This is a genomic window from Tenacibaculum sp. Mcav3-52 (genome assembly GCF_022347665.1).
Classification (GTDB): Bacteria; Bacteroidota; Bacteroidia; order Flavobacteriales; family Flavobacteriaceae; genus Polaribacter; species Polaribacter mesophilus.
This window is the reverse complement of sequence record NZ_JAKRGE010000007.1, coordinates 124,999-144,976: the sequence shown is the minus strand read 5'-3', so window position 1 is coordinate 144,976 and position 19,978 is coordinate 124,999. Positions and strand designations below refer to the sequence as shown.

24 protein-coding genes are annotated in these 19,978 nt (G+C 30.2%); 13 read left to right on the top strand and 11 right to left on the bottom strand.

Going from position 1 to position 19,978, the window contains the following annotated elements:
- The first annotated feature begins 107 nt into the window (after nucleotides 1-107).
- The 3 genes from MHM83_RS15415 (at nucleotide 108) to MHM83_RS15405 (ending at nucleotide 2,761) form a co-directional block, all read left to right on the top strand.
- Nucleotides 108-860, top strand: coding sequence for a hypothetical protein (locus tag MHM83_RS15415; RefSeq protein ID WP_073184835.1), 753 nt, complete (start codon nucleotides 108-110; stop codon nucleotides 858-860).
- Nucleotides 861-1,017: 157 nt separating this feature from the next.
- Entirely contained in the window at nucleotides 1,018-1,743 is a 726-nt protein-coding gene (locus MHM83_RS15410; RefSeq protein WP_239180745.1) for an aspartyl/asparaginyl beta-hydroxylase domain-containing protein, read from the top strand.
- A gap of 22 nt (nucleotides 1,744-1,765) precedes the next feature.
- A complete protein-coding gene (locus MHM83_RS15405) occupies nucleotides 1,766-2,761 on the top strand; it encodes a hypothetical protein (protein WP_167714126.1) in 996 nt (331 codons plus the stop codon).
- On the opposite strand, the gene MHM83_RS15400 is transcribed toward MHM83_RS15405, so the two are convergent.
- The 5 genes from MHM83_RS15400 to MHM83_RS15380 all read right to left on the bottom strand — a co-directional run bounded on the left by MHM83_RS15400 (nucleotide 2,758) and on the right by MHM83_RS15380 (nucleotide 6,874).
- Complete coding sequence (locus MHM83_RS15400; RefSeq protein ID WP_159616239.1) at nucleotides 2,758-3,300, bottom strand: hypothetical protein; 543 nt, start codon at nucleotides 3,298-3,300, stop codon at nucleotides 2,758-2,760. The two genes, MHM83_RS15405 and MHM83_RS15400, sit on opposite strands and share 4 nt — an antisense overlap.
- A 165-nt stretch (nucleotides 3,301-3,465) precedes the next feature.
- Nucleotides 3,466-3,885: a hypothetical protein gene (locus tag MHM83_RS15395; RefSeq protein WP_047790461.1), complete on the bottom strand. Its 420-nt coding sequence runs from the start codon at nucleotides 3,883-3,885 to the stop codon at nucleotides 3,466-3,468.
- 37 nt (nucleotides 3,886-3,922) lie between these two features.
- On the bottom strand, nucleotides 3,923-4,264 hold the full coding sequence (locus tag MHM83_RS15390; protein WP_047790462.1) for a zinc-ribbon domain-containing protein: 342 nt from the start codon (nucleotides 4,262-4,264) through the stop codon (nucleotides 3,923-3,925).
- A 108-nt stretch (nucleotides 4,265-4,372) separates the two neighbouring features.
- Nucleotides 4,373-5,017 carry a response regulator gene (locus MHM83_RS15385; RefSeq protein ID WP_047790463.1) on the bottom strand — a complete coding sequence of 215 codons (645 nt, stop codon included), beginning with the start codon at nucleotides 5,015-5,017 and terminating at the stop codon, nucleotides 4,373-4,375.
- A gap of 3 nt (nucleotides 5,018-5,020) precedes the next feature.
- The gene (locus MHM83_RS15380) at nucleotides 5,021-6,874 is read right to left on the bottom strand and encodes an ATP-binding protein (RefSeq protein ID WP_239180743.1); all 1,854 of its coding nucleotides are present in this window, start codon (nucleotides 6,872-6,874) and stop codon (nucleotides 5,021-5,023) included.
- Nucleotides 6,875-7,104: 230 nt separating this feature from the next.
- On the opposite strand from MHM83_RS15380, the gene MHM83_RS15375 reads away from it, so the two are divergent.
- The 5 genes from MHM83_RS15375 to MHM83_RS15355 all read left to right on the top strand — a co-directional run bounded on the left by MHM83_RS15375 (nucleotide 7,105) and on the right by MHM83_RS15355 (nucleotide 9,765).
- Entirely contained in the window at nucleotides 7,105-7,338 is a 234-nt protein-coding gene (locus MHM83_RS15375; RefSeq protein WP_073184826.1) for a thioredoxin family protein, read from the top strand.
- A gap of 67 nt (nucleotides 7,339-7,405) precedes the next feature.
- Nucleotides 7,406-7,669: a DUF2024 family protein gene (locus MHM83_RS15370; protein WP_239180741.1), complete on the top strand. Its 264-nt coding sequence runs from the start codon at nucleotides 7,406-7,408 to the stop codon at nucleotides 7,667-7,669.
- Nucleotides 7,669-8,271 (top strand): MarR family winged helix-turn-helix transcriptional regulator, encoded by a 603-nt coding sequence (locus MHM83_RS15365; protein WP_239180739.1) that lies wholly within the window; start codon nucleotides 7,669-7,671, stop codon nucleotides 8,269-8,271. Before MHM83_RS15370 ends, MHM83_RS15365 begins: the two co-directional genes overlap by 1 nt.
- Before the next feature lie 41 nt (nucleotides 8,272-8,312).
- Entirely contained in the window at nucleotides 8,313-9,050 is a 738-nt protein-coding gene (locus MHM83_RS15360; protein ID WP_239180737.1) for an AAA family ATPase, read from the top strand.
- Nucleotides 9,031-9,765: a YggS family pyridoxal phosphate-dependent enzyme gene (locus MHM83_RS15355; protein ID WP_239180735.1), complete on the top strand. Its 735-nt coding sequence runs from the start codon at nucleotides 9,031-9,033 to the stop codon at nucleotides 9,763-9,765. Before MHM83_RS15360 ends, MHM83_RS15355 begins: the two co-directional genes overlap by 20 nt.
- Here MHM83_RS15355 and MHM83_RS15350 read toward each other — a convergent pair.
- The 4 genes from MHM83_RS15350 to MHM83_RS15335 are packed head-to-tail and all read right to left on the bottom strand — an operon-like array spanning nucleotide 9,762 to nucleotide 12,682.
- A complete protein-coding gene (locus MHM83_RS15350) occupies nucleotides 9,762-11,393 on the bottom strand; it encodes an ABC transporter substrate-binding protein (protein WP_370642019.1) in 1,632 nt (543 codons plus the stop codon). The two genes, MHM83_RS15355 and MHM83_RS15350, sit on opposite strands and share 4 nt — an antisense overlap.
- Nucleotides 11,350-11,862 carry a DUF4442 domain-containing protein gene (locus tag MHM83_RS15345; RefSeq protein WP_047790469.1) on the bottom strand — a complete coding sequence of 171 codons (513 nt, stop codon included), beginning with the start codon at nucleotides 11,860-11,862 and terminating at the stop codon, nucleotides 11,350-11,352. The genes MHM83_RS15350 and MHM83_RS15345 overlap by 44 nt, the downstream gene beginning before the upstream one ends.
- Before the next feature lie 2 nt (nucleotides 11,863-11,864).
- A complete protein-coding gene (locus MHM83_RS15340) occupies nucleotides 11,865-12,185 on the bottom strand; it encodes an antibiotic biosynthesis monooxygenase family protein (RefSeq protein ID WP_047790470.1) in 321 nt (106 codons plus the stop codon).
- Complete coding sequence (locus tag MHM83_RS15335; protein WP_173360427.1) at nucleotides 12,182-12,682, bottom strand: GNAT family N-acetyltransferase; 501 nt, start codon at nucleotides 12,680-12,682, stop codon at nucleotides 12,182-12,184. Before MHM83_RS15335 ends, MHM83_RS15340 begins: the two co-directional genes overlap by 4 nt.
- Before the next feature lie 127 nt (nucleotides 12,683-12,809).
- On the opposite strand from MHM83_RS15335, the gene mtaB reads away from it, so the two are divergent.
- The 5 genes from mtaB (at nucleotide 12,810) to MHM83_RS15310 (ending at nucleotide 17,319) form a co-directional block, all read left to right on the top strand.
- Nucleotides 12,810-14,144 (top strand): tRNA (N(6)-L-threonylcarbamoyladenosine(37)-C(2))-methylthiotransferase MtaB, encoded by a 1,335-nt coding sequence (mtaB, locus tag MHM83_RS15330; protein WP_047790472.1) that lies wholly within the window; start codon nucleotides 12,810-12,812, stop codon nucleotides 14,142-14,144.
- Nucleotides 14,145-14,180: 36 nt separating this feature from the next.
- Nucleotides 14,181-14,927, top strand: a complete 747-nt coding sequence (locus tag MHM83_RS15325) for a DUF6438 domain-containing protein (protein WP_239180733.1) — start codon at nucleotides 14,181-14,183, stop codon at nucleotides 14,925-14,927.
- Nucleotides 14,927-15,592 (top strand): alpha/beta hydrolase, encoded by a 666-nt coding sequence (locus MHM83_RS15320; protein WP_239180731.1) that lies wholly within the window; start codon nucleotides 14,927-14,929, stop codon nucleotides 15,590-15,592. The genes MHM83_RS15325 and MHM83_RS15320 overlap by 1 nt, the downstream gene beginning before the upstream one ends.
- Before the next feature lie 36 nt (nucleotides 15,593-15,628).
- Nucleotides 15,629-16,531 (top strand): lytic transglycosylase domain-containing protein, encoded by a 903-nt coding sequence (locus MHM83_RS15315; protein WP_239180729.1) that lies wholly within the window; start codon nucleotides 15,629-15,631, stop codon nucleotides 16,529-16,531.
- Between the two features lie 212 nt (nucleotides 16,532-16,743).
- Nucleotides 16,744-17,319 (top strand): helix-turn-helix domain-containing protein, encoded by a 576-nt coding sequence (locus MHM83_RS15310; RefSeq protein WP_047790475.1) that lies wholly within the window; start codon nucleotides 16,744-16,746, stop codon nucleotides 17,317-17,319.
- Nucleotides 17,320-17,354: 35 nt separating this feature from the next.
- Here MHM83_RS15310 and MHM83_RS15305 read toward each other — a convergent pair whose 3' ends face one another.
- Nucleotides 17,355-19,169 (bottom strand): hemopexin repeat-containing protein, encoded by a 1,815-nt coding sequence (locus MHM83_RS15305; RefSeq protein ID WP_239180727.1) that lies wholly within the window; start codon nucleotides 19,167-19,169, stop codon nucleotides 17,355-17,357.
- A gap of 142 nt (nucleotides 19,170-19,311) precedes the next feature.
- On the bottom strand, nucleotides 19,312-19,977 hold the full coding sequence (locus tag MHM83_RS15300; RefSeq protein ID WP_239180725.1) for a phosphonatase-like hydrolase: 666 nt from the start codon (nucleotides 19,975-19,977) through the stop codon (nucleotides 19,312-19,314).
- Nucleotide 19,978: the final 1 nt, after the last annotated feature.

Genomic DNA, 19,978 nt, shown 5'->3' with positions numbered 1-19,978 from the left:
TTAATTAAAGTTCTATTTTCTGATTTTCGAACTCATTATCTCTTTATCTTTCATATTTAAATGATTTAAAATATTGAGTTTTGCAAAAAATTAAAAATTAAAACTACATGAAAATTAAACATTTTTTAAAACCTCTATTTTTTTTATTTATCTCTATTATACTTACTAACTGCTCTAGTGAAGAAAACGAAATAGAAATAATACCAACTAGTTTCAATACTAGTAATGATTTTAATTATTTTATTAACCACAATAATACTCTTAAAATATATTTAAAAGGCACTTTTAAAGATGGTAATGATTTAGCTGATGTAACTGATAGAGGATTTGTATATGGAAAATCATCAAACCCTATTCCTAATGGCAACAATACTGTGGTTGCCGCAGGTCCTGCTGACAATATTACAGGTATAGTCGACAATTTACAAAAGGAAACAACTTATTATATTAGAGGTTATTTTAAACTAAGTGATAACACATATTTCTATGGAAATGAAATTAAAATAAACACTAGTATAGACGCTAGTGAAAGTAGGTCAATTAACATGATAATCAAACCGAAACTATTCTTTAAAAATTCAGAAGGTATTACCCCAGAATTAGAAGTAATTTCTATAGAAAAAGAATCTCCTAAAGAAATTGGTTTTGAATATAGTTTAAATGAAGATTTTTCTAACAGCTCTATAGCCTTAGATACTGATGTATCTGGTAATATTTTTAAAAATATTTATACTGAATTTATTGAAGAATTAACACCTGAAACCACTTATTACTTTAGACCTTATGCTAAATACAATGATGGTAGTGTTACAAATGGAGGAACTAGTGTTGCTTCTTTTAAAACAAATAAAGCATTTTAATTAAAAAGTATTTTCTGACTAGTACTAAATAATTATTATAGTTATTTAGTACTGGTCGTTATTTTTTCATTTATGCCTAAAAAATAAACACCTATTCTAAAAACGATTTAATCTACAATTTTTCTAGTAACTTGCTATAGAACAATTACACATACAAGTGATAAAAATTAAAACTACTATTTTTTTAAAACTTCCTTTTCTGTTTGATACAGATAAACTATTACATGATTATTCTTTAGTTGTAAATCAACATTGGATTCCTCATTTCAACACATCTGGATATCAAGGTGAGTGGAAAGCAATCTCTTTGTACGCTGGCAATGGTGATGCTTCTAATATTTTTGCTTTTCAAAATGATAATAGTACTATTAAGGAAACTCCGATAATGAATGATTGCAATTATTTTAGAGAGGTTATCAACTCTTTTCAATGCCCTATTTCATCTGCTCGCTTACTACGTTTAAATGTTGGTGCAGAAATTAAACCTCATCGTGACTACAAACTAGGTTATGAAGATGGTAACTTTCGCTTACATATTCCGATTATTACGAATAATAAAGTTGAATTTATTTTAGATGATGAACAATTGAAAATGTTACCTGGTGAGTGTTGGTATACGAATGTAAATTATATACATTCAGTTACTAATAAAGGAAATGAAGACCGTATTCATTTAGTTATCGATGCTGAAAGGAACGAATGGTCTGATACTTTATTTTTTTCTCTTGCTCCAAAAGAAAGTTTTCAACCTAAACAAGAAGAAATTGATTCACCAGAAACAATACACCTTATCCTAAATGAGCTAAAACGTAGCAATGAACCTGCTTCGAAAAAACTTATTAATGAAATGGAACAGAAGTTATCAAAGCTTACATCAAAATAAACAACTCTTATAATAGCTTGTAATGAATTTAAAAAAAGAGTTACTACATATTACTTCTAAATTCTTTGATGAAACATCTAATTATTCTTCTTCTTTAAAAGATTATAAACAATTACTCTTTAGAATTTCAAATGAAGCTATAAATCATGAAGAGCATCAAAATAATGTTCAACTTGAAAATGGTGTAGCAATAGGTACTTTATGGGCAGCTAATTGCCTTGATGATTTAGAAAGAACTCTAAAATTTATCAAAGGAATTGATATTGCTATTCAAGAGAAGATCTATCAAAAAGACTCATTACATATACTTTATGCTGGTACTGGTCCTTTTGCTTCGCTTATACTTCCTTTTATATTAAAGTATGCTGATTTGAATATAACATACTCACTTTTAGAGATAAACCCTCTGAGTTTTGAAACTTTAAAAAGTACAATTAAAAAACTAGATTTAGAAAACCATAATATCAACTTTATAAATCAAGACGCTACAAAATATAAATTCCCTAAAAACTTTTCTCCAGATATTATTTTAAGTGAGACGATGCAACGTGCGTTGGATAGTGAGCAACAAGTTTCTGTTTTTTATAATTTAATGAAGCAGTCTAATTCAAATACTGTTTTTGTTCCTGAGAAAATTACATTAGCTATTGGTACTAGCTCATACAAAAACGATGAACCTAACATTCAACAAAAATATTATCGTGAACATCATAAGGTTTTTGAAGTTAGTAAAAAAGCACTGAATTCGAGTGAGTGGTTGTTTGAAAAAAATTCAAACAATTTAAATTTTATTGAAAAACGTACAGTTTTAAGAGAGAAAGAACTTTCTACAGCTAGTGAAATTGTGGTGATGACAGAAATTACAATTTATAAAAATGAGAAGCTTATGATAAATGAAAGTGGTTTAACTGTTCCTAAGTACATTCAGGATGTTTCCAACAACGAAAAAGGATTCTTAACTATCAAGTCTAGATATATAATTGGCTCTAATCCTAAACTTGAGTTAAAAATTATTTAAACAAACTTTAAGTTTACTCCTTTTTTCTCAGCATATTTTTTTGCTGCTTCTTCTAGCTCTAAGTTTTTTTCTTTAAACTCTTCAAAACTTCTGACTTTAAACTCTTTAATTAACTGATTAATTTCTTGTTGAGTTTTTCCTTCATCGTACATATATGCTATTTCTGCATAGTCTTTTTTATAAAAGTCTATACAAAACTCAAACAATTCAATTGAAGCATTTATTAAATCTTTTGAATCTTCGTTTACTTCTAACTTCTGAATGTCTCTTAAACTTCTTTCAAGGTTTGGTATTGTTACTTTGTGAAGATATTGAGAGTATGTTGCGGAATATTCTTCTCCATCATTATCATAATACTTTAAATATTCATTTTTTTGTAATTCTTTAAGTTGTTTAAAATATCCTATGCCATAGTTAACAGTTAATAAATTGGCTTTGAGTACTGTTTTTTCAACTATCTTTTGCGGAGTTTCTTTCTCACACCCTGTTAATAAGATACATACTACAATAATTCCTAGAATATTTTTTATACTTTTCATTTCAACTACCTTTTATTGTTCTAAAAAATAATTTCAGTTTTATACAAAAACATTGCAAACAAGGCTTTTTTTTGATTTTTTGATAGAAACCCCACACCCCTACCTTATTTAAGCCTTCGTTTACAATGTTATATTTTATGTTTTCTCTTTCTTTATTTTGTTAGTTTATATGAAAATGAATGAAGCTACAATCATCCATATTCCAACAACGATTCCTAATAATCCTAATTTTCCTTGTTTCGGTGCAATCTTCCCTCTCAATATTTCTGCTTTTTCTCTAGCTTCTGGATTTTTTGATAGTAATAATTTGTTTATCATTCCGTATCCTAACATAAAACCTAATCCTGCTTCTACAATGCTTCCTGCTAAAAAGGTTCCCCACCATATTGGTGCTGTAGTTAACCAACCTAAGTTTAAAATAGCTGAAATAATTCCCCAAATTCCCCAAATACAGAAAATAAGACCAATCCATCCTTGGTAAGGCTCTATTTTTTCTAATAATTCTTTAGCATTAGGCTTTTTTGATAAAATTAAAGATGGTACCGCTACAATACTTAAAAATACTAATGAGATTCCGTAAATCATGTTTGATTAAAATTTAAATGGTTTATATTGATTTTTATTATTTATGTATTAAAAGTGCTGAAGAAAATATAAACAGCATTAAAAAAGTTACGATGATAAGCCCCGAAAACATCCACCAAGGAGTTTTACTTGTTTGCTTATATTCTTTCGCCTTTCGTTGTAAGTCTGGTGGCATTTGGCTTTTGCTCATTTCCAGTTTACAATGACCACAAATACTATATGTTTTTTTGTATAAAGGAATAACAGGAATCCAAAATACATGTACATACAATCTATTTACTTGAATAAATAAACGTTCTGGTGTATTGCAATAACTACAACTATGATTGTTTACTGGCTGTATACTTATTTTGGCTTCTCGCCATCCAAAAATGACCATAACTTTATTACTTAATAATTATGGTACAAAGATGCGTTAGATGTGATTCTTAAAATAGACTGAAACTAGTGAAAGTTACTACCCTGTTTTCAGGGGGTGGTAAAATTACTACTCTACTAAGCCCAGTTTTATTGCGTATTTTGTTAATCCTGCAAGGTTTTTTACGTTAAGCTTAGATATTAAGTTTTTTCTATAACTCTCAATAGTATGCTTACTTAAAAAGAGTTTATCTGCAATTTCTTGTGTAGTATATTCTTCTGCAATTAATTTAAGTACATCTTTCTCTCTAGCTGTTAACATTATTGACGTTTCCTTTTTTTTATTAAAAACATTTTCCATGTAAGCTTCTCGTACAGATTGTGAGAAGTATTTTTCACCACCAAGAATAGTTTGTACTGCTTTTAGTAGTTCAGATTGAGTTGCATTTTTAGATAAATATCCGTCTACATTATTTTTAATTAATGTATCTATCATTCCTGCATCTGTATGCATGCTAACAATTAATGTTTTAATATCCGAGCGTTCTTTTTTTATATAATCGTTTAACGTAATACCATCTATATCTGGCATAGAAATATCACTAATAACAATATCTATATGTTGATTCGGATTTGTTTTTATGTACTTTATTACATTTTCACCATTATTTGCTGTAAGCAAGATATTGTACACATCTTCATTTTTAAAAATATTTACCAACCCATCTAAAAACATTTTATGGTCGTCAACTAAAATAATATTGTAAGTCATCATATATTAATTTAAAGGTACATTAATATCTATCACTGTTCCTCTACTTGGAAAAGAGTTAATTAAAATATTTCCCTTAACTGTTTTTAATCTGTCTTTTAAATTTTGAAATCCTAATCCGTATTTTACTTTTTCTTGATCAAATCCAACACCATCATCTTCAAAAAGTAGTTGTATCGTGTTATTAAACAGAGAAAGCTGAATATCTATTTGTGTTGCCTTCGCATGTTTTAATGCATTGGTTAATAATTCTTGAATTATTTTATAAAGCTCTACTTTTAAATTCTCATTTATTTTATCTACCTCTTCCGTTGGATGGATTTGTAACGTTATTTGTTCTTTAGATAGCGCTTTTACATTATTTATATATTCTGTTATTATTGTTGTAAAAGCAGAATCTTTAAACTTTTTAGGCATTAAGTTATGAGATAACTCTCTTACCTGATTATAGGTTTCATCTACTTGCTTAATTATGCTTTCTTCCTCTAATTTACTCTTGTTTGATAGTTGTAACTTTATGGTTGCTAAATTTCCTCCAATACTATCGTGTAGCTCTCTGGCAATACGTTTTCTTTCATTATTCTGCCCTTCTAATGATGCTTTTACTAACTTTAATTCTTGGTCTTTAAGTAACGTAGTTATTTTTTGTTGGTTTACTTCTTCTAAAGTCTTATTAAGTTTACTTTGTGTTTGAAGCTTTTGATAGTACACATATAATAAAGCAAGTACAGGTATTAATACTATAAGAAAGGCTATTAGTATGTATGCTTTCATTGTTTTTTGTCGCTCAATCTCTTGCTTTTGCTCCAGTGTTTTATACTGTACTTCAAGCTCATTTACTTGCTGTTTATTTTGACTTACTAAAATTTCATTATTAACACGATTTAATTGCGTCATTAAAGCATGTGCATTTTTATAATCTCCTGTTGAAGCATAGGCGTTTTGAAGTCCTAAAATAGCTCTTCTTTCTATCTCTAAATTTGCCCATTGTATGGAGTTTATATATACTGTAGAAAGTATTTTTTTAGCATTTTCATAGTCTTTTTCTTTTAAATAAAGAATGCCTAATGTATTTCCTGTCTTGGCATACAATGTAAAAAAACCTTTAGATAACGACTCATTAAAAACATAATAACAAACATCTAGAGCTTCTGTTATTTTACCTTCTTCTTTCAATACTTTTCCTAGCCACAGATCAGTTTCTAAAGCTTCTTTAACAAACCCCTCGGCCACGTAGTGTAATCTAGCTTTATTATAATTTTCTTTTGCTTTCTCATACTCTCTTTGAGTATAATAAATAAACCCTAGTTCATAAAAAGCATCGTGTTTTAATTTTTCGTTTGGAGCATTTTCAATGCATTCTTCTATAATTGCCTTTCCTTCCTCTTCTTTTCCTCTAACATACTTTACAGCTCCTAATCCTATTCTATTTTTAACAAATAATTCATCGTCCGGTTTATTATTTGAGTGCTCTATTCCTTTAAAATACCATTTCAAAGCTTCATCAAAAAGTCCCTTTTCTAACTTTCCTTCAGCCACTATACTAGAAACCTTTGATAAATGATTTTCTTTATCTATCAATTTATTCTTAGTTGTTTCCGTATACAGTTTATTTCCATAGTATATAATGGAATCTAAATTTCCTTTTTCTCGATGAAACTCTATAAGATCAAATGTCGCATCATATTTAGCTTTGAAGTCTTTTGCCTTATTTATTTTTGAAAAAAGAGAATCATTAGGTATTGTGGGGTTTACACCAAAAGCCTTAAATCCTTGTACTCCCACCGACTGCGACATTCCTTCTAAAGCAAAAAACAAAAGAACTGTGATTATAACTTGTTTTGCAAATAACAACCTCATTTCTTTTTTTAAGTAACCTATTCTCATCTCAATTATTAAATCTTTTCTATAAACAATAAGAACCGCTAAAATTACATAACATTTTTATTTCTTAATTAACTATTAACAACTTTATTATATACTCCTCATTTCCAAAACAGAAGCAGTTTTTATAAAAAAAAATCAAAAATTATTTTTTATAGTTAGGAAACCTAACTATATTTGTATTGAAATTTAAAATTAATATAATTATGAGTAAATCTATTTTTTATCACGCTGGTTGTCCTGTTTGTGTAAGCGCAGAACAAGACATTATTAACTTAATTGGTTCTGATAATGTTGAAGTAGTTCATTTTGGAGAAGACAAAAGTCGAATTTTAGAAGCCGAAAATGCTGGTGTAAAATCTGTACCTGCTCTAGTTACTCCAACAGGAAATGTACTTCACATTAATTTTGGAGCTTCAATGGACGAAGTAAAAGGATAATTTTTTCGCTCTACAAAGTTAGGAATCCTAACTTTGTAGAGCGAAAAAATTATAAATATATAATAAAATGAAAGTAGCTGTTTGGGATACCTACGTAACTAAAAAAGATAATACAATAATGCTTTTTGATATTATTATACCTTCTAGCAATAAAGACACTAACATAATTTTCAACTATGGTAAGGAATATTTAAAAACTAAAGGATTAGAAAACCTTGAACTATCTTCAAAAGAATGTGTATTTTGCCATATTGAAATACTCAAACCCGAATGGGAAGATGCTATACATAAAAAAGGGTATTTTATATACAAAATGGAAAACTGTAATTAATGAAATCTCCTTTTGACTTAAACCAGCAAAACACTAAAATTGAAAGTAAAATAGTTGTAGCTTTAGAACGAATTTCTGAAGCTTTTAGAGTACTTCTTTGGAGCGAAAGCAAGGAGAATTCTTTAAGCCCTATCCAAATTCAACTTCTAATTTTTTTACTATTTCACTCAGAAGAAAAATGTAAAGTGAGTTATTTAGCTGAAGAGTTTAACATGACTAAAGCTACTGTTAGTGATAGTATTAGGGTTTTATTAAAAAAAGAATTAGTTCAAAAGTTTCATAACCCTAACGATACTAGAAGTTATATTATTGGTCTAACTAAGCAAGGAAAACAAATAGCTGAGAAATCAGCTAACTTTACTTTCAATATTGAAAAACCTTTGAGTTCATTACCTGAAGATCAAAAAAAAGACATACTAACAGGACTCTTAAAAGTAATATACCAGCTTAATAAAGCAGGAGTTATAACTATTCAAAGAATGTGCTATACTTGCTCTTATTACCAACATGAAAACAATGAACATTTTTGTAACCTTTTACAATCTAAACTAGCTTCTAAAGAGTTAAGAATTGATTGCCCTGAACACGAATTTAAGAGTTAATAATTTAAAGCATCAACTTTATTTTTGACAAAAAAACACAAATGGCTATACATAACTTGATTCTTCAATCGAAAGAAACAACTATAGAACTAGATAAAATTCATCTTAGCGATGAAAACAAAAATACACTACATCAACTATTAAAAGAATTTAAACACGTTGCTGTTTTAGATAAATACAAACTGCCTGTTGATAATAAAATTTTATTATTCGGACATACTGGTTGTGGTAAAACTACCACCGCTAAGGCTATTGCCAAAAAGCTTGATAAAAAAATTATCATACTTAATTTGGGTAGCATTGTTTCTTCAAAACTAGGAGAAACAGCTAAAAACATTTCCGAAGTTTTTAAAAAAGCAACTCGAGAAAGTGCTGTTTTATTTTTAGATGAGTTTGATTACATCGGTAAAGCGCGCGATTATGACAGTAAAGATTCTAGTGAGATGAAACGATTGGTGAATACAGTTATTCAACTTGTAGATCAACTTCCAAATGACGTTTTATTAATCGCTGCCACGAATCACTCTAGTGTTATTGATACTGCACTTTTAAGACGTTTTCAATTAAAACTAAAATTCGAAGTACCTAGTGAATCGGATTTAGATAACTATTATGAGACTTTGCTGCAACAGTTCCCGCAAGAGTTTAGAGAAGTAAATCGTGTGTATGATATATCCTATGCAGAAGCTAAAGACATTACTTTTAGAGCTGTAAAAAATAAAATTATTGAAAAAGAAGAACTAAATAGTCAATTAGTAAATGGATACTATTCAAAATAACCTCAACATTATTCACCAAAGAATACAATTTGCATGTAAAAAAGCAAATAGAAACCCAAAAAATGTTCGTTTATTATTAGCTACAAAAACAGTAGATACTGACAAGATAAATTTCGCTTTAGAACAAGGAGAAAACCTAGTTGGTGAAAATAAAGTACAAGAATTAAAACAAAAATGTAATGCAATAAAACAACTGCAACCTGAAGTACATTTTATCGGTCATTTACAAAGTAACAAGATTAAAGAAGTTATAAAATGGGCTAGTTGTATTGAATCTATAGATCGCTTATCTGTCGCTCAAAAATTGCATCAACGCTTAACTTTTGAGGAAAAAGAAATTGATGTATACATACAAGTAAACACCTCTTTTGAAGAAAGTAAGTTTGGAGCTAAACCAGAGGAAACTATTGAATTAGTAAAAAAGATATCTGAATTCAAAAATATTCATATAAAAGGATTAATGACCATTGGTTTGCTGAGCTCGGAATCAGATGAAGTTCGAAAGTGTTTCCAACTTTTAAAGCAACTTCAAGAAGAAATCAAGGCACTACAAATTCCTAATGTAGAAATGAATGAACTCTCTATGGGAATGAGTGGCGATTTAGAAATTGCTATTGAAGAAGGCGCTACTATTGTACGTGTTGGAACAGCTATTTTTGGAGAACGAATACATCCTGACAGCTATTACTGGAACGAAACAAAAAGTAATACTTAGTTTTTCTGTACTCTTTTTAGGTTTAACAAATCAATCGGATTAATTCCTAAACCGGTAACATTTTTCTGTGTAAAGCGAATTACCTCATCGTAATATAACGGTACAATTGGTGCTTCTACAATAATAATGCTATCCATTTTTTGATATAGTTTATAGCGTTTTTTCACATCTACTTCTTTGATAGATTGTTCATACAAAGTATCAAAAAAATCATTTTTAAAATGCGTATAGTTAGGCCCATTAGGAGTAAAATTTTTGCTGTAAAATAGCGACACATAGTTTTCCGCATCGGGATAATCAGCAATCCAACTTGCTCTAAAAATAGGCAACTTTCCATTTGCTTTTCCTTGACGCAAGGTTGAAGGCGGAATCACATCTACTTTGGTAGCTACTCCTATTTTTTGTAATTCGCGTTGAATAAACTCGCACAAATCTAAATAATTGCTGTTCGTTGTAATGGCTATTTGTGGATTCTCATCTCCTGTCTCTTCTTTGTATTGTGCTACTAACCTCTTCGCTTCTTCAGGTTTGTATGAATATCCTTGTTGGTTATTGAATGAAGGCAATCCTTTCGGGATGAATCCACTTGTAGCAGGACTCCCAATTCCGTTTCTTAAGAACTTAATCATCTTCTCCCTATCAAAACCATAATTGATGGCTTGTCGTATCAATTTTGATTTTGTTGGATGTTTCTCTTCTCCATCTAAGTAAATTCCTAAATATTCTGTGTTTAAATACGCTCCTGTTTGCATATTGATTGTAGAAGCATATTTCTCTTTTAAAGTTCCATCAGTGTTTAGAATATCATCTTTATACGAAGCGTCCAAACTCTTCATAAAGTCAATATTTCCTTGGATAAACTGTAAAAACTCACTTTGTTTGTCTGGTAAAAAAGTAACAGCAACCGACTCTAAATACGGAAGTTGTTTTCCATTTTCATCCTTTTCAAAATAGAGTGGATTTTTTCTCAATACCAACTTAGTATTTTCAACCCAAAGTTTAAAATGAAAAGGTCCTGTTCCAATCGGATTTGCTCTAAATTCATTCCCAAAATAATCAACTGCTTCTTTTGGTACAACCGAACAATATTTCATAGCCAGCAGTCCTAAAAAAGGTGGAAAAGGTTGCTTTAAATTAATTGTAAAAACAGAATCGCTTTCTGCTTTGAATTTTTCTACATTTTGTAATACCCAACCTCCTGGAGACGCTACATTCTTATCTAATAATCGATTAAAAGAATATTCAAAGTCTTGGGCTATTACATTTCTCGTAGAATCTTTTCCAAATAACTCATGCTTATGAAATAACACGTCATTTCTTAACTCAAACTGATAGGTTTTTCCATCTTCAGAAACTGTCCAGTTTTTTGCTATCGAAGGTTGTACTTGTAAACTATCATCTAATTCTACCAATCCATTATATAGTTGGTTGACTCCCCAAATATTTCGCTGATCTTTTGCAAAAGCAGGATCTAATGAGGTAATATTTGAGTGCTCATTATAACGAAAAACCTGATTGTTTGTATATTTTGATTTCTTTTTAGCACAAGAAAAAAGAAACAATAAGGCTATTAATACAACTAATTTATTTCTTTTTACGTTTATTTTTATAGTAGGTTTTATCTGCAATGTATATGGTTTTAGAAACTTCTGCAAAAACAACAGTTTTATCTTGGTTCGTTATTTTAATATCTTTTATTAAATTGATTTCCTGTTCATTTTTAACCTGCTTTTTTATTTGTTTTATTTCATCTTCAGAAAAAATAAAATCTACATAAGCGTCTTGCTTTACAGGTCTTTTAAATAATATTGTTGCAGCTTTATCCCAAACTACATAAGTATCTCCAAGAATATTTATTAACTGAATCATAAAAATAGGATCGGTTGCAGAAAATAAGCTCCCTCCAAAAATAGATCCTACGTAATTCTTATTCTTATAAGTAATAGGAATTTTTACTTGCGCTTTTAACAAATCTTCAGAAACATAATTTATTTTCCCAGTAGATCTTCTATACATGGGAGAAATATTGAATCCATACTTAAAAATAGTACTTTGTTTAAAAAACCTTTTTAAAAAATTAGAAATTGTTGCGTACATACCTATCCTTTTTCAAAACCATACTCTCGTTCTACTTTACATATACGTAGTTGATATTTTTTATACCACCTTTCTCTTCCTTTATTTCTAGCTTCAGTATGCTCAACATTATTTTTCCATTTTACAATAGCATCTAAACTTTCCCAATAAGAAACCGTAATGCCTACATTGCTCCTTGTCGACTCAACACCTAAATACCCATCTTGTTCTTTAGCTAAATTGTCCATTTTTTCAGCCATCTCATAATATCCTTCTGTATCATCTGAAAGAGTTGTCGTGAAAATTACTGCGTAATATGGAGGTTTTAAATTATCTACTATCATAAAATTAGTTCATATTTTGTTTCTGGTAGACCAATATCGTCACTTATAAATTTCTCTATCGCAACAAAGTTGAATCGTTCTAATATTTTAGCGGAAGCAACATTTTTATCCACCACACACCCTATAAGTTTTTTCATTCCTATGGATTTACAGTACTGTATTAATCCTTCACAAAGTTCAGTTGCAAAACCATTTCCCCAGTATCGTTCTATAAACCGATATCCTATTTCATCATTTCCTTCTTCATCTTTTACCAAAGCAACCGTACCTACAAATTCATTGTCTGACTTACGTTCTATGGCATATATCCAAAAATCATTTTCTTTATTAGTGTATCGTGCTATAAGCTGTTCTAAATCCTCTTTACTTTCTTCTAAATCTTTAGGTTCCCCAGTGGCGTATTGCAATACTTTCGGATTGCTTTCTAGCTCATAAAAAGGTTCTATATCAACAACTTGAAGCTTTCGAATAAGTAATCTTTTCGTTTCAAAAATCATGAATATTATCGTACTTTTGCAAACCCAAAACTGCTTTAAGCAGTCGTAGATTAAATAAACTATACGAACTTCTAAAAAATTAAAGACTTGTACAAGGCTTTTGTTTTTTATTTAGGATAGAGAAAAGATGAATGTAGATAAGAAAGTAGCTTTTTACACCTTAGGTTGTAAATTAAATTTTTCAGAAACCTCAACTATTGCCAGAAACTTTGTTAATGAAGGGTTTGAGCGTGTTGAGTTTGAAGAGGAAGCAGATATATATGTGATTAATACTTGTTCGGTAACAGATAATGCTGATAAACGCTTTAAGAGTATTGTAAAATCTGCTTTAAAGAAAAATGAAGAAGCTTTTGTTATTGGTGTAGGATGTTATGCACAATTAAAGCCAGAAGAATTAGCTGCTGTTGATGGGGTAGATTTGGTACTGGGTGCTACGGAAAAGTTTAATGTAACTAGCTATATTAACGACTTAACCAAAAATGACATTGGTGAAGTACATTCTTGTGAAATTGAAGATGCCGATTTTTATGTAGGTTCGTATTCTATTGGAGATCGTACCCGTGCTTTCTTAAAAGTGCAAGATGGTTGTGACTACAAATGTACTTACTGTACGATACCGTTAGCACGTGGAATTTCTCGAAGTGATACGTTAGAAAATGTATTGAAAAATGCCAAAGAAATTTCTGAAAAAGGGATTAAAGAAATTGTTTTAACAGGAGTAAATATTGGTGACTACGGAAAAGGTGAATTCGGTAATAAAAAACACGAACATACCTTTTTAGAGTTGGTACAAGCTCTTGATAAAGTAGAAGGAATTAACCGTTTACGAATCTCTTCAATTGAACCTAACTTATTAAAAGATGAAACAATTGATTTTGTTTCCAACTCAAATACGTTTGTTCCTCATTTTCACATTCCTCTACAATCAGGAAGTGACACACTTTTAAAGAAAATGAAGCGTCGCTATTTACGTAAAGTATATACTGATAGAGTTGCAAAAATTAAGGAAGTAATGCCTAACGCTTGTATTGGTGTAGATGTTATTGTTGGATTCCCTGGTGAAACAGATGAATTGTTTTTAGAAACCTATAACTATTTAACTGATTTAGATATTTCTTACTTACATGTTTTCACATACTCTGAAAGACCAAATACTGAAGCTGTTGAAATGGATGGTGTAGTTCCTAAAAAAGTGCGTGCTAAACGAAGTAAAATGCTACGCGGATTATCTGTTAAAAAACGTAGAGCTTTTTATGAAAGTCAGTTAAGTAACACGTTAACTGTTTTATTTGAAAGTGAGAACAAAGAAGGGTATATCCACGGGTTTACAGAAAACTATGTAAAGGTTAAAGCTCCTTGGAATCCTGAATTAGTGAATACATTACATACAGTTACGTTAACAAAAATTGATGAAGATGGTTTAGTTCGTTTTGATTTTGTGGATACTGAAGTTATTGCTTAACTTGTCAACTAGTTCACTCAATCAAAAAATCTACCTATGAAGTACCTATTATATTCTTTTTTAGCCTTAGGAATCTCTTGTGGTATTCCTAAAAAAGGTTCTGAAACTAAACTAGCTGAGCCTACTGAAAAAGTAATAATTGCTAAAGAAGAAGCTACTAAACCTATGGCTTCTCAAAATCAACTGATTGTTGTTCTTAAAAACGCTAAAAGTATTGATGATGTAAAATCACTTATAAAAAACAGCGGTTTAACTTGGAGTAAAATGGCTTATGAAACAGATGCTTCAAAAATAGGTATTGTTGAAGTTCCAGAAGGGAAACGTGATTTTTGGATTGATAAATTACAAGAAAGTGGTGAGTTCAGATTGATTGATGCCAACACGGAAGAAAAATTAACTAACATTATTTCCGAAGAAAAAAACAATCTATTAAGAATTACTAAAACTCAATGTTTTGGTGACTGCCCAGTATATACTGTTTCCATTGATAAAAAAGGAAACGTTGTTTACAACGGAGTAGAATATGTACTTGTAAAAGGTATTCAGAAATTTACGCTTTCTGAAAAACAATTACAAGAGTTAAACGAAAAACTTGCAAAAAAGGATTTTAAAAATTTTAAAGACGCTTATAACAATCCTAGAATACCCGATTTATCTAGCACTTACATAGTTCATGATGGAAAACAAATCTTAATTCGTTTATGGAAAGATATTCCTGATGAACTTATTGATATACATGAATATATAGATGGTATTTTATTAGACAAAAAGTTTATTGAATAATGCCTAAAACTCACTTATATTTTGTTCCTGGTTTAGCTGCCAATACCAAAATATTTGAGCGTATTTCTTTACCCGAGGAACATTTTGAATTACACTTTTTAGATTGGATGCTTCCAACATCTATCGATGAAAGTATTGAAGAATATGCCGAACGATTATGTGCTAAAATTCAACATAAAAACCCTGTATTAATTGGGGTCTCTTTTGGGGGAATTATCGTACAAGAGATGAGTAAAATTATTGATTGTAAAAAAATAATTATAATTTCTAGCGTTAAAAACAATAAAGAGTTTCCTAAACGTTTTAAATTAGCACAAATAACAAAAGCCTATAAGCTTTTCCCTTCTAAAGTTATTTCAAATATTGAAAGTTATGAACGCTACTTTTTTAATGATTATTTAAAAAAACGAGCTGAGCTATATAAAATATATTTATCCATAAGAGATAAAAAGTATTTGCAATGGGCTATATACAACGTATTACATTGGAAGCAAGAAAAATCAATTCCTGGAATAATACATATTCATGGAAAAAAAGACGAGGTTTTTCCTATAAAGTATATCAAAAACGCAATTGAAGTTGAAAATGGTACACATGTGATGATACTGACAAAGGCAAAAACTATTTCTGAAATATTAAAAAAGGAATGTTTTTTGATGGATTAATACCATTACACAACTTGACAAAAACTAAAAGAACAAATGAACAAATCAATCCGTTTCTTATCTATCTTAACTATAGTATTTGTTGGAATTTTATTTACCAATACTATAAGTAAATCAAACGAACCTACCATTAAAAATGTGGCAGAAAGCTATGAGGTTAAAGCTTTAAAACTACCTAACGATTTAAATTTAGCTGGAGAACGTGTTCCTATTGAAAAACCTGACATTAGAGAACGAATGGATCGCGAGCTTTTAGTAAACACCTATTGGCAGTCTAATGGATTGTTATTAATAAAACGTGCTAATAAATACTTCCCTATTTTAGAACCTCTACTAGAAAAATATGGCTTACCTGACGATTTTAAGTTTTTAGCCTTGGCTGAAAGTGGATTTATTGATGAAACATCACATGTAGGAGCTGCTGGTATGTGGCATTTTATGAAACAAACAGGAAGAGAATATGGATTAGAAATTAATAGTAATGTTGATGAACGTTACCATATTGAAAAGTCTACTAAAGTAGCTGCTGAATATTTAAAGAAATCAAAAGAGCGTTTCGGTTCTTGGACACTTGCAGCAGCAGCTTACAATGCAGGCAACTACGGTATTTCAAAAAGATTAGATGCTCAAGGTGTAACCAGTTATTATGATGCTTTATTACCTGATGAGACTGAACGTTACGTTTTTAGAATTTTAGCCTTAAAAGAAATTATTTCTAACCCAAAAGAGTATGGTTTTGTTTTTGACCAAGAAGATTTATATATCCTACCTGAAACCTATACTGTTAAAGTAGATACTGCTATTAGCAACATTGCTTTATTTGCTAAAAAATTCGGAATTACCTACAAAGAGCTTAAGCTACATAACTCTTGGTTACGTGAAAACAAGTTAAACAACCGTAGTAGAAAACTATACGAAATTAAAATCCCTGTTAAATAGTGAGAAAAGTACTTCCTTTTATATATTTATTCATAGGTATATTTATTTTAATTAATACATTTTCTATCTTTTTTCAAAAAAGAGAAGTGTATCGACTTTTATTCAGCTTTACAACCGAAAACCAATATGTTTTCCTACTCTTTAGAGTATTATTTGCTTCTTGGTTTATAGTGGATGGCGTTAAAAAACTAAGAAAAAATCAGTAAGTATTTATGGATAATTTTTTAATCGGAATAGGAAAACGAATTAAAGAAATTAGAAAAAAGCAACATATTACTATCAATACTTTAGCAACCAATGCACAAGTAAGTAATGGTCTAATTTCAAGAATAGAAAACGGAAGAACCATTCCATCTTTACCTGTTTTATTAGAAATTATAAGTGCTTTAGAAATAGATGCCAGTACTTTTTTTGAAGGAGTTGAGAAAAAAACTGGTTCAAAATATATTCATATTAAAAAAGAGGAACAGCAATTAATAGAAAAAGAAGTAGAAGCTGAAGGATTTACGTATTATCAAATTTTTGGTAAAAGTTTAAATGCCGTTGGTTTTGAAGCTGTTTTATTAACTGTATCTCCCAACTCTAAAAGAGAAAAAGTAATTACTGATGCTTGGGAGTTTAAATACATTATGAGTGGTGAATGCACATACCTTATCGATAATGTTGAAGTTACAGTTAAAGAAGGTGACTCTTTGTATTTTGACGGAAGACTTCCTCACGTACCTGTTAATCGTACTCAAACACCTTGTACCATGTTGGTACTATATTTTTATTCAGAAAATAATTAAGTAGGGTGCTCACACACCCTACTTATTTTAATCTTTTAATTTTTTAATCCAGGCCAAGTGCTATTGTTAACCTCTTTAGGATAACCTGACACTGCACTATCTGTTGATTTGTTATACTTAATGTATGTATTATCATCAAGGAAGAAATAACAATAAGTTACACCCCAATCTACAGCTGCTGTAATCTTTGTTGCGTAATCTCCTAACCCTGGCCAGCTTCCATTGGTAATAGCTACAGGGTACCCAGAATCTACAGAGTCATTTGTTATACTATATCTTATATAAGTTCCATCATTTAAAAAGAAATAAGCTTTACTATTATTTCTTTTAAAAGCTGCCACAATTTTATCCTTGTATGGTTCCAACCCAGGCCAATTTCCATTTGTTATGTTTGCTGGATATCCCGCATCTACAGAATCATTATTCATATCGTAACGTAAATACCTTCCATCTTTTAAGAAGAAATATCCTTTATGATTATGCCATTTAAAAGCTGCACTAATTAAATCTTTATACTCCCCTAACCCTGGCCAAGTACTGTTGTTTACCTCTTTTGGGTAACCATCATCAGACTTATCTAACAGTTTGTCATAACGTATATAACTATTGTCACTTCTAAAAAAATAAGCTCTATTGTCTGCAAAATCATTCCAATCTAATCCTGCTATTATTTGAGAATTATTATAAGCCACAGAACCTGTTTGTCCATCAAGTAATAGGGTGTAATTAATACTTCCATTAGAATTGTTAGCATCGGTAAAATATCCTTGTGAAGCAGGTACCGTTGCTACGTATGCATTGTTTTTATAAACATCAACATTGTTAGATGCGTTAGAACTCCAATAAACTGTATTGGTATTTTGCATCATTACCTTCCTAGTACCCACATTCCCTACTAAAGAAGTACTATTTAATTGCCATTCTTTTTGAATCGGGATATTTAAGTGAGTTAAGATAGAAGGAACGATTGCTGTTTGTGCAACATGACCGTAAATTCCGCCAAAATCTTGATTTGGAACATTTGATACATGGGAATTAAATTCAGCGTTTCCTTCTTTATTCATTCCTACAAAAATTGTTTTTTCTTGCGTTGTTTGTCCTCCATGGTTAAATCCTCCAAAACCTCTTCCGTGATCTGTTACTACTAATATTAACCAATCTTCGTTCGTTCTTTTTTCTACCTCAGCTACAATTCTACCAAACTGCTCATCTGCTTTGGTTATAGCTTTATTATAAGCACTACCAAAGCCTAACGAATGCCCTACACCATCTACATCATCAAGATGCACAAAAACCACGTCTGAATTTTCATTATTAATTGCATGAATGGCTCCTGTGACTGTATTTTCATCTCCTCCACTTTTTGAGTGGTAATCAATATAGTTCAGTTGCTCTCTAAAGAAATCATGAATAGGTCCCCAAGTAACAACACTAGCAGTTTTTAGCCCTGAATTTGATTCTTTAATTAATTGAAAAACACTTTTCGCTTTCGAAATATGAGAAGTATTGTTGTCTGTAACTCCGTGTTTGTTTACCCAAACACCTGTTAAAATAGTTGACCACCCTGGTCCACTACTTGTTTTTTGTTCAGAAGAAGTATTATCGATTCCTCCTGCATACCCTTTTACAATATTAAGCTTATCTAAATTTGGAGTGGAAGTTCCTGCAATTTTCTCAAACTGGATTCCATCAAAGCCTACAACAAGTACCTTCTTCTTTAAAGAAGACTTTGTTTGTCGTTCTAGTTTTCCTTGTTTTTTGGATACCTCATCCAAGTTGTTCTCTTGACAGCTCGACAATGCGAACAATAAAATTAAAGCGCTTAGCTTTACTAAATAATTGGTTTTCATTTTAAAAAGTTTACTAATAGTTAATTTATTAATCAAAAATACACTATTAGTAAACTTTTAAAAGACAGTTTTCGAGTCTTAATACAAAGATAAATTAGCTAACATTAAAGATATATTTAGCAAACATATCATTTACATTTTATTAAACTAACTCACTTAAAGACAACAAAATATAATCTGGATTTTGAACTTCTAACTGTTCTTTAGTTTGTGCTCCTGATAAAACACCGATGGTTACACCACAATTAGCATTTTTACCTTCCTCAATATCGATAGCTGAATCTCCGGCTTTTAAAACGAACCTGGTATTGGTTATATTAAATGCTTCCATTGCTTTGTGTATCATTTCTGGATGAGGGCGTCCCTTTTCTACATCAGAGGCAGTTAATAGCATATCGTAATGTATGTTCTTGTCCCATGCCAATTTTTCTAACAGCCTTTCTGCTACTTGTCTGTTATAACCCGTATTTAAAACTACTATTATTCCTTTTTGTCTTAAATTAAGCAATACATTCTCTACGCCTTTTATGGGCTTAACTTCTAAGTTTTCATAAGCTTCATCCAGCATTTTTTTGAATTCTTCAAATATTGCTTCAGACTCCCCCAGTTTATTCGGCTTGAATTCAACTAAAACATCTTTTATTGCTTGATGTTTTTCTTTTCCTGCTCCAATTTTTAAAACGGTATTTAAATCAACTGCTACTCCGTGTGTATTTAATGCTTTATGTAAGGTTTTATACACTACATTTTGCTCATCTACTGTTGTTCCTGCCATATCAAAAACAACCATTTTAATATTTTCTAACATC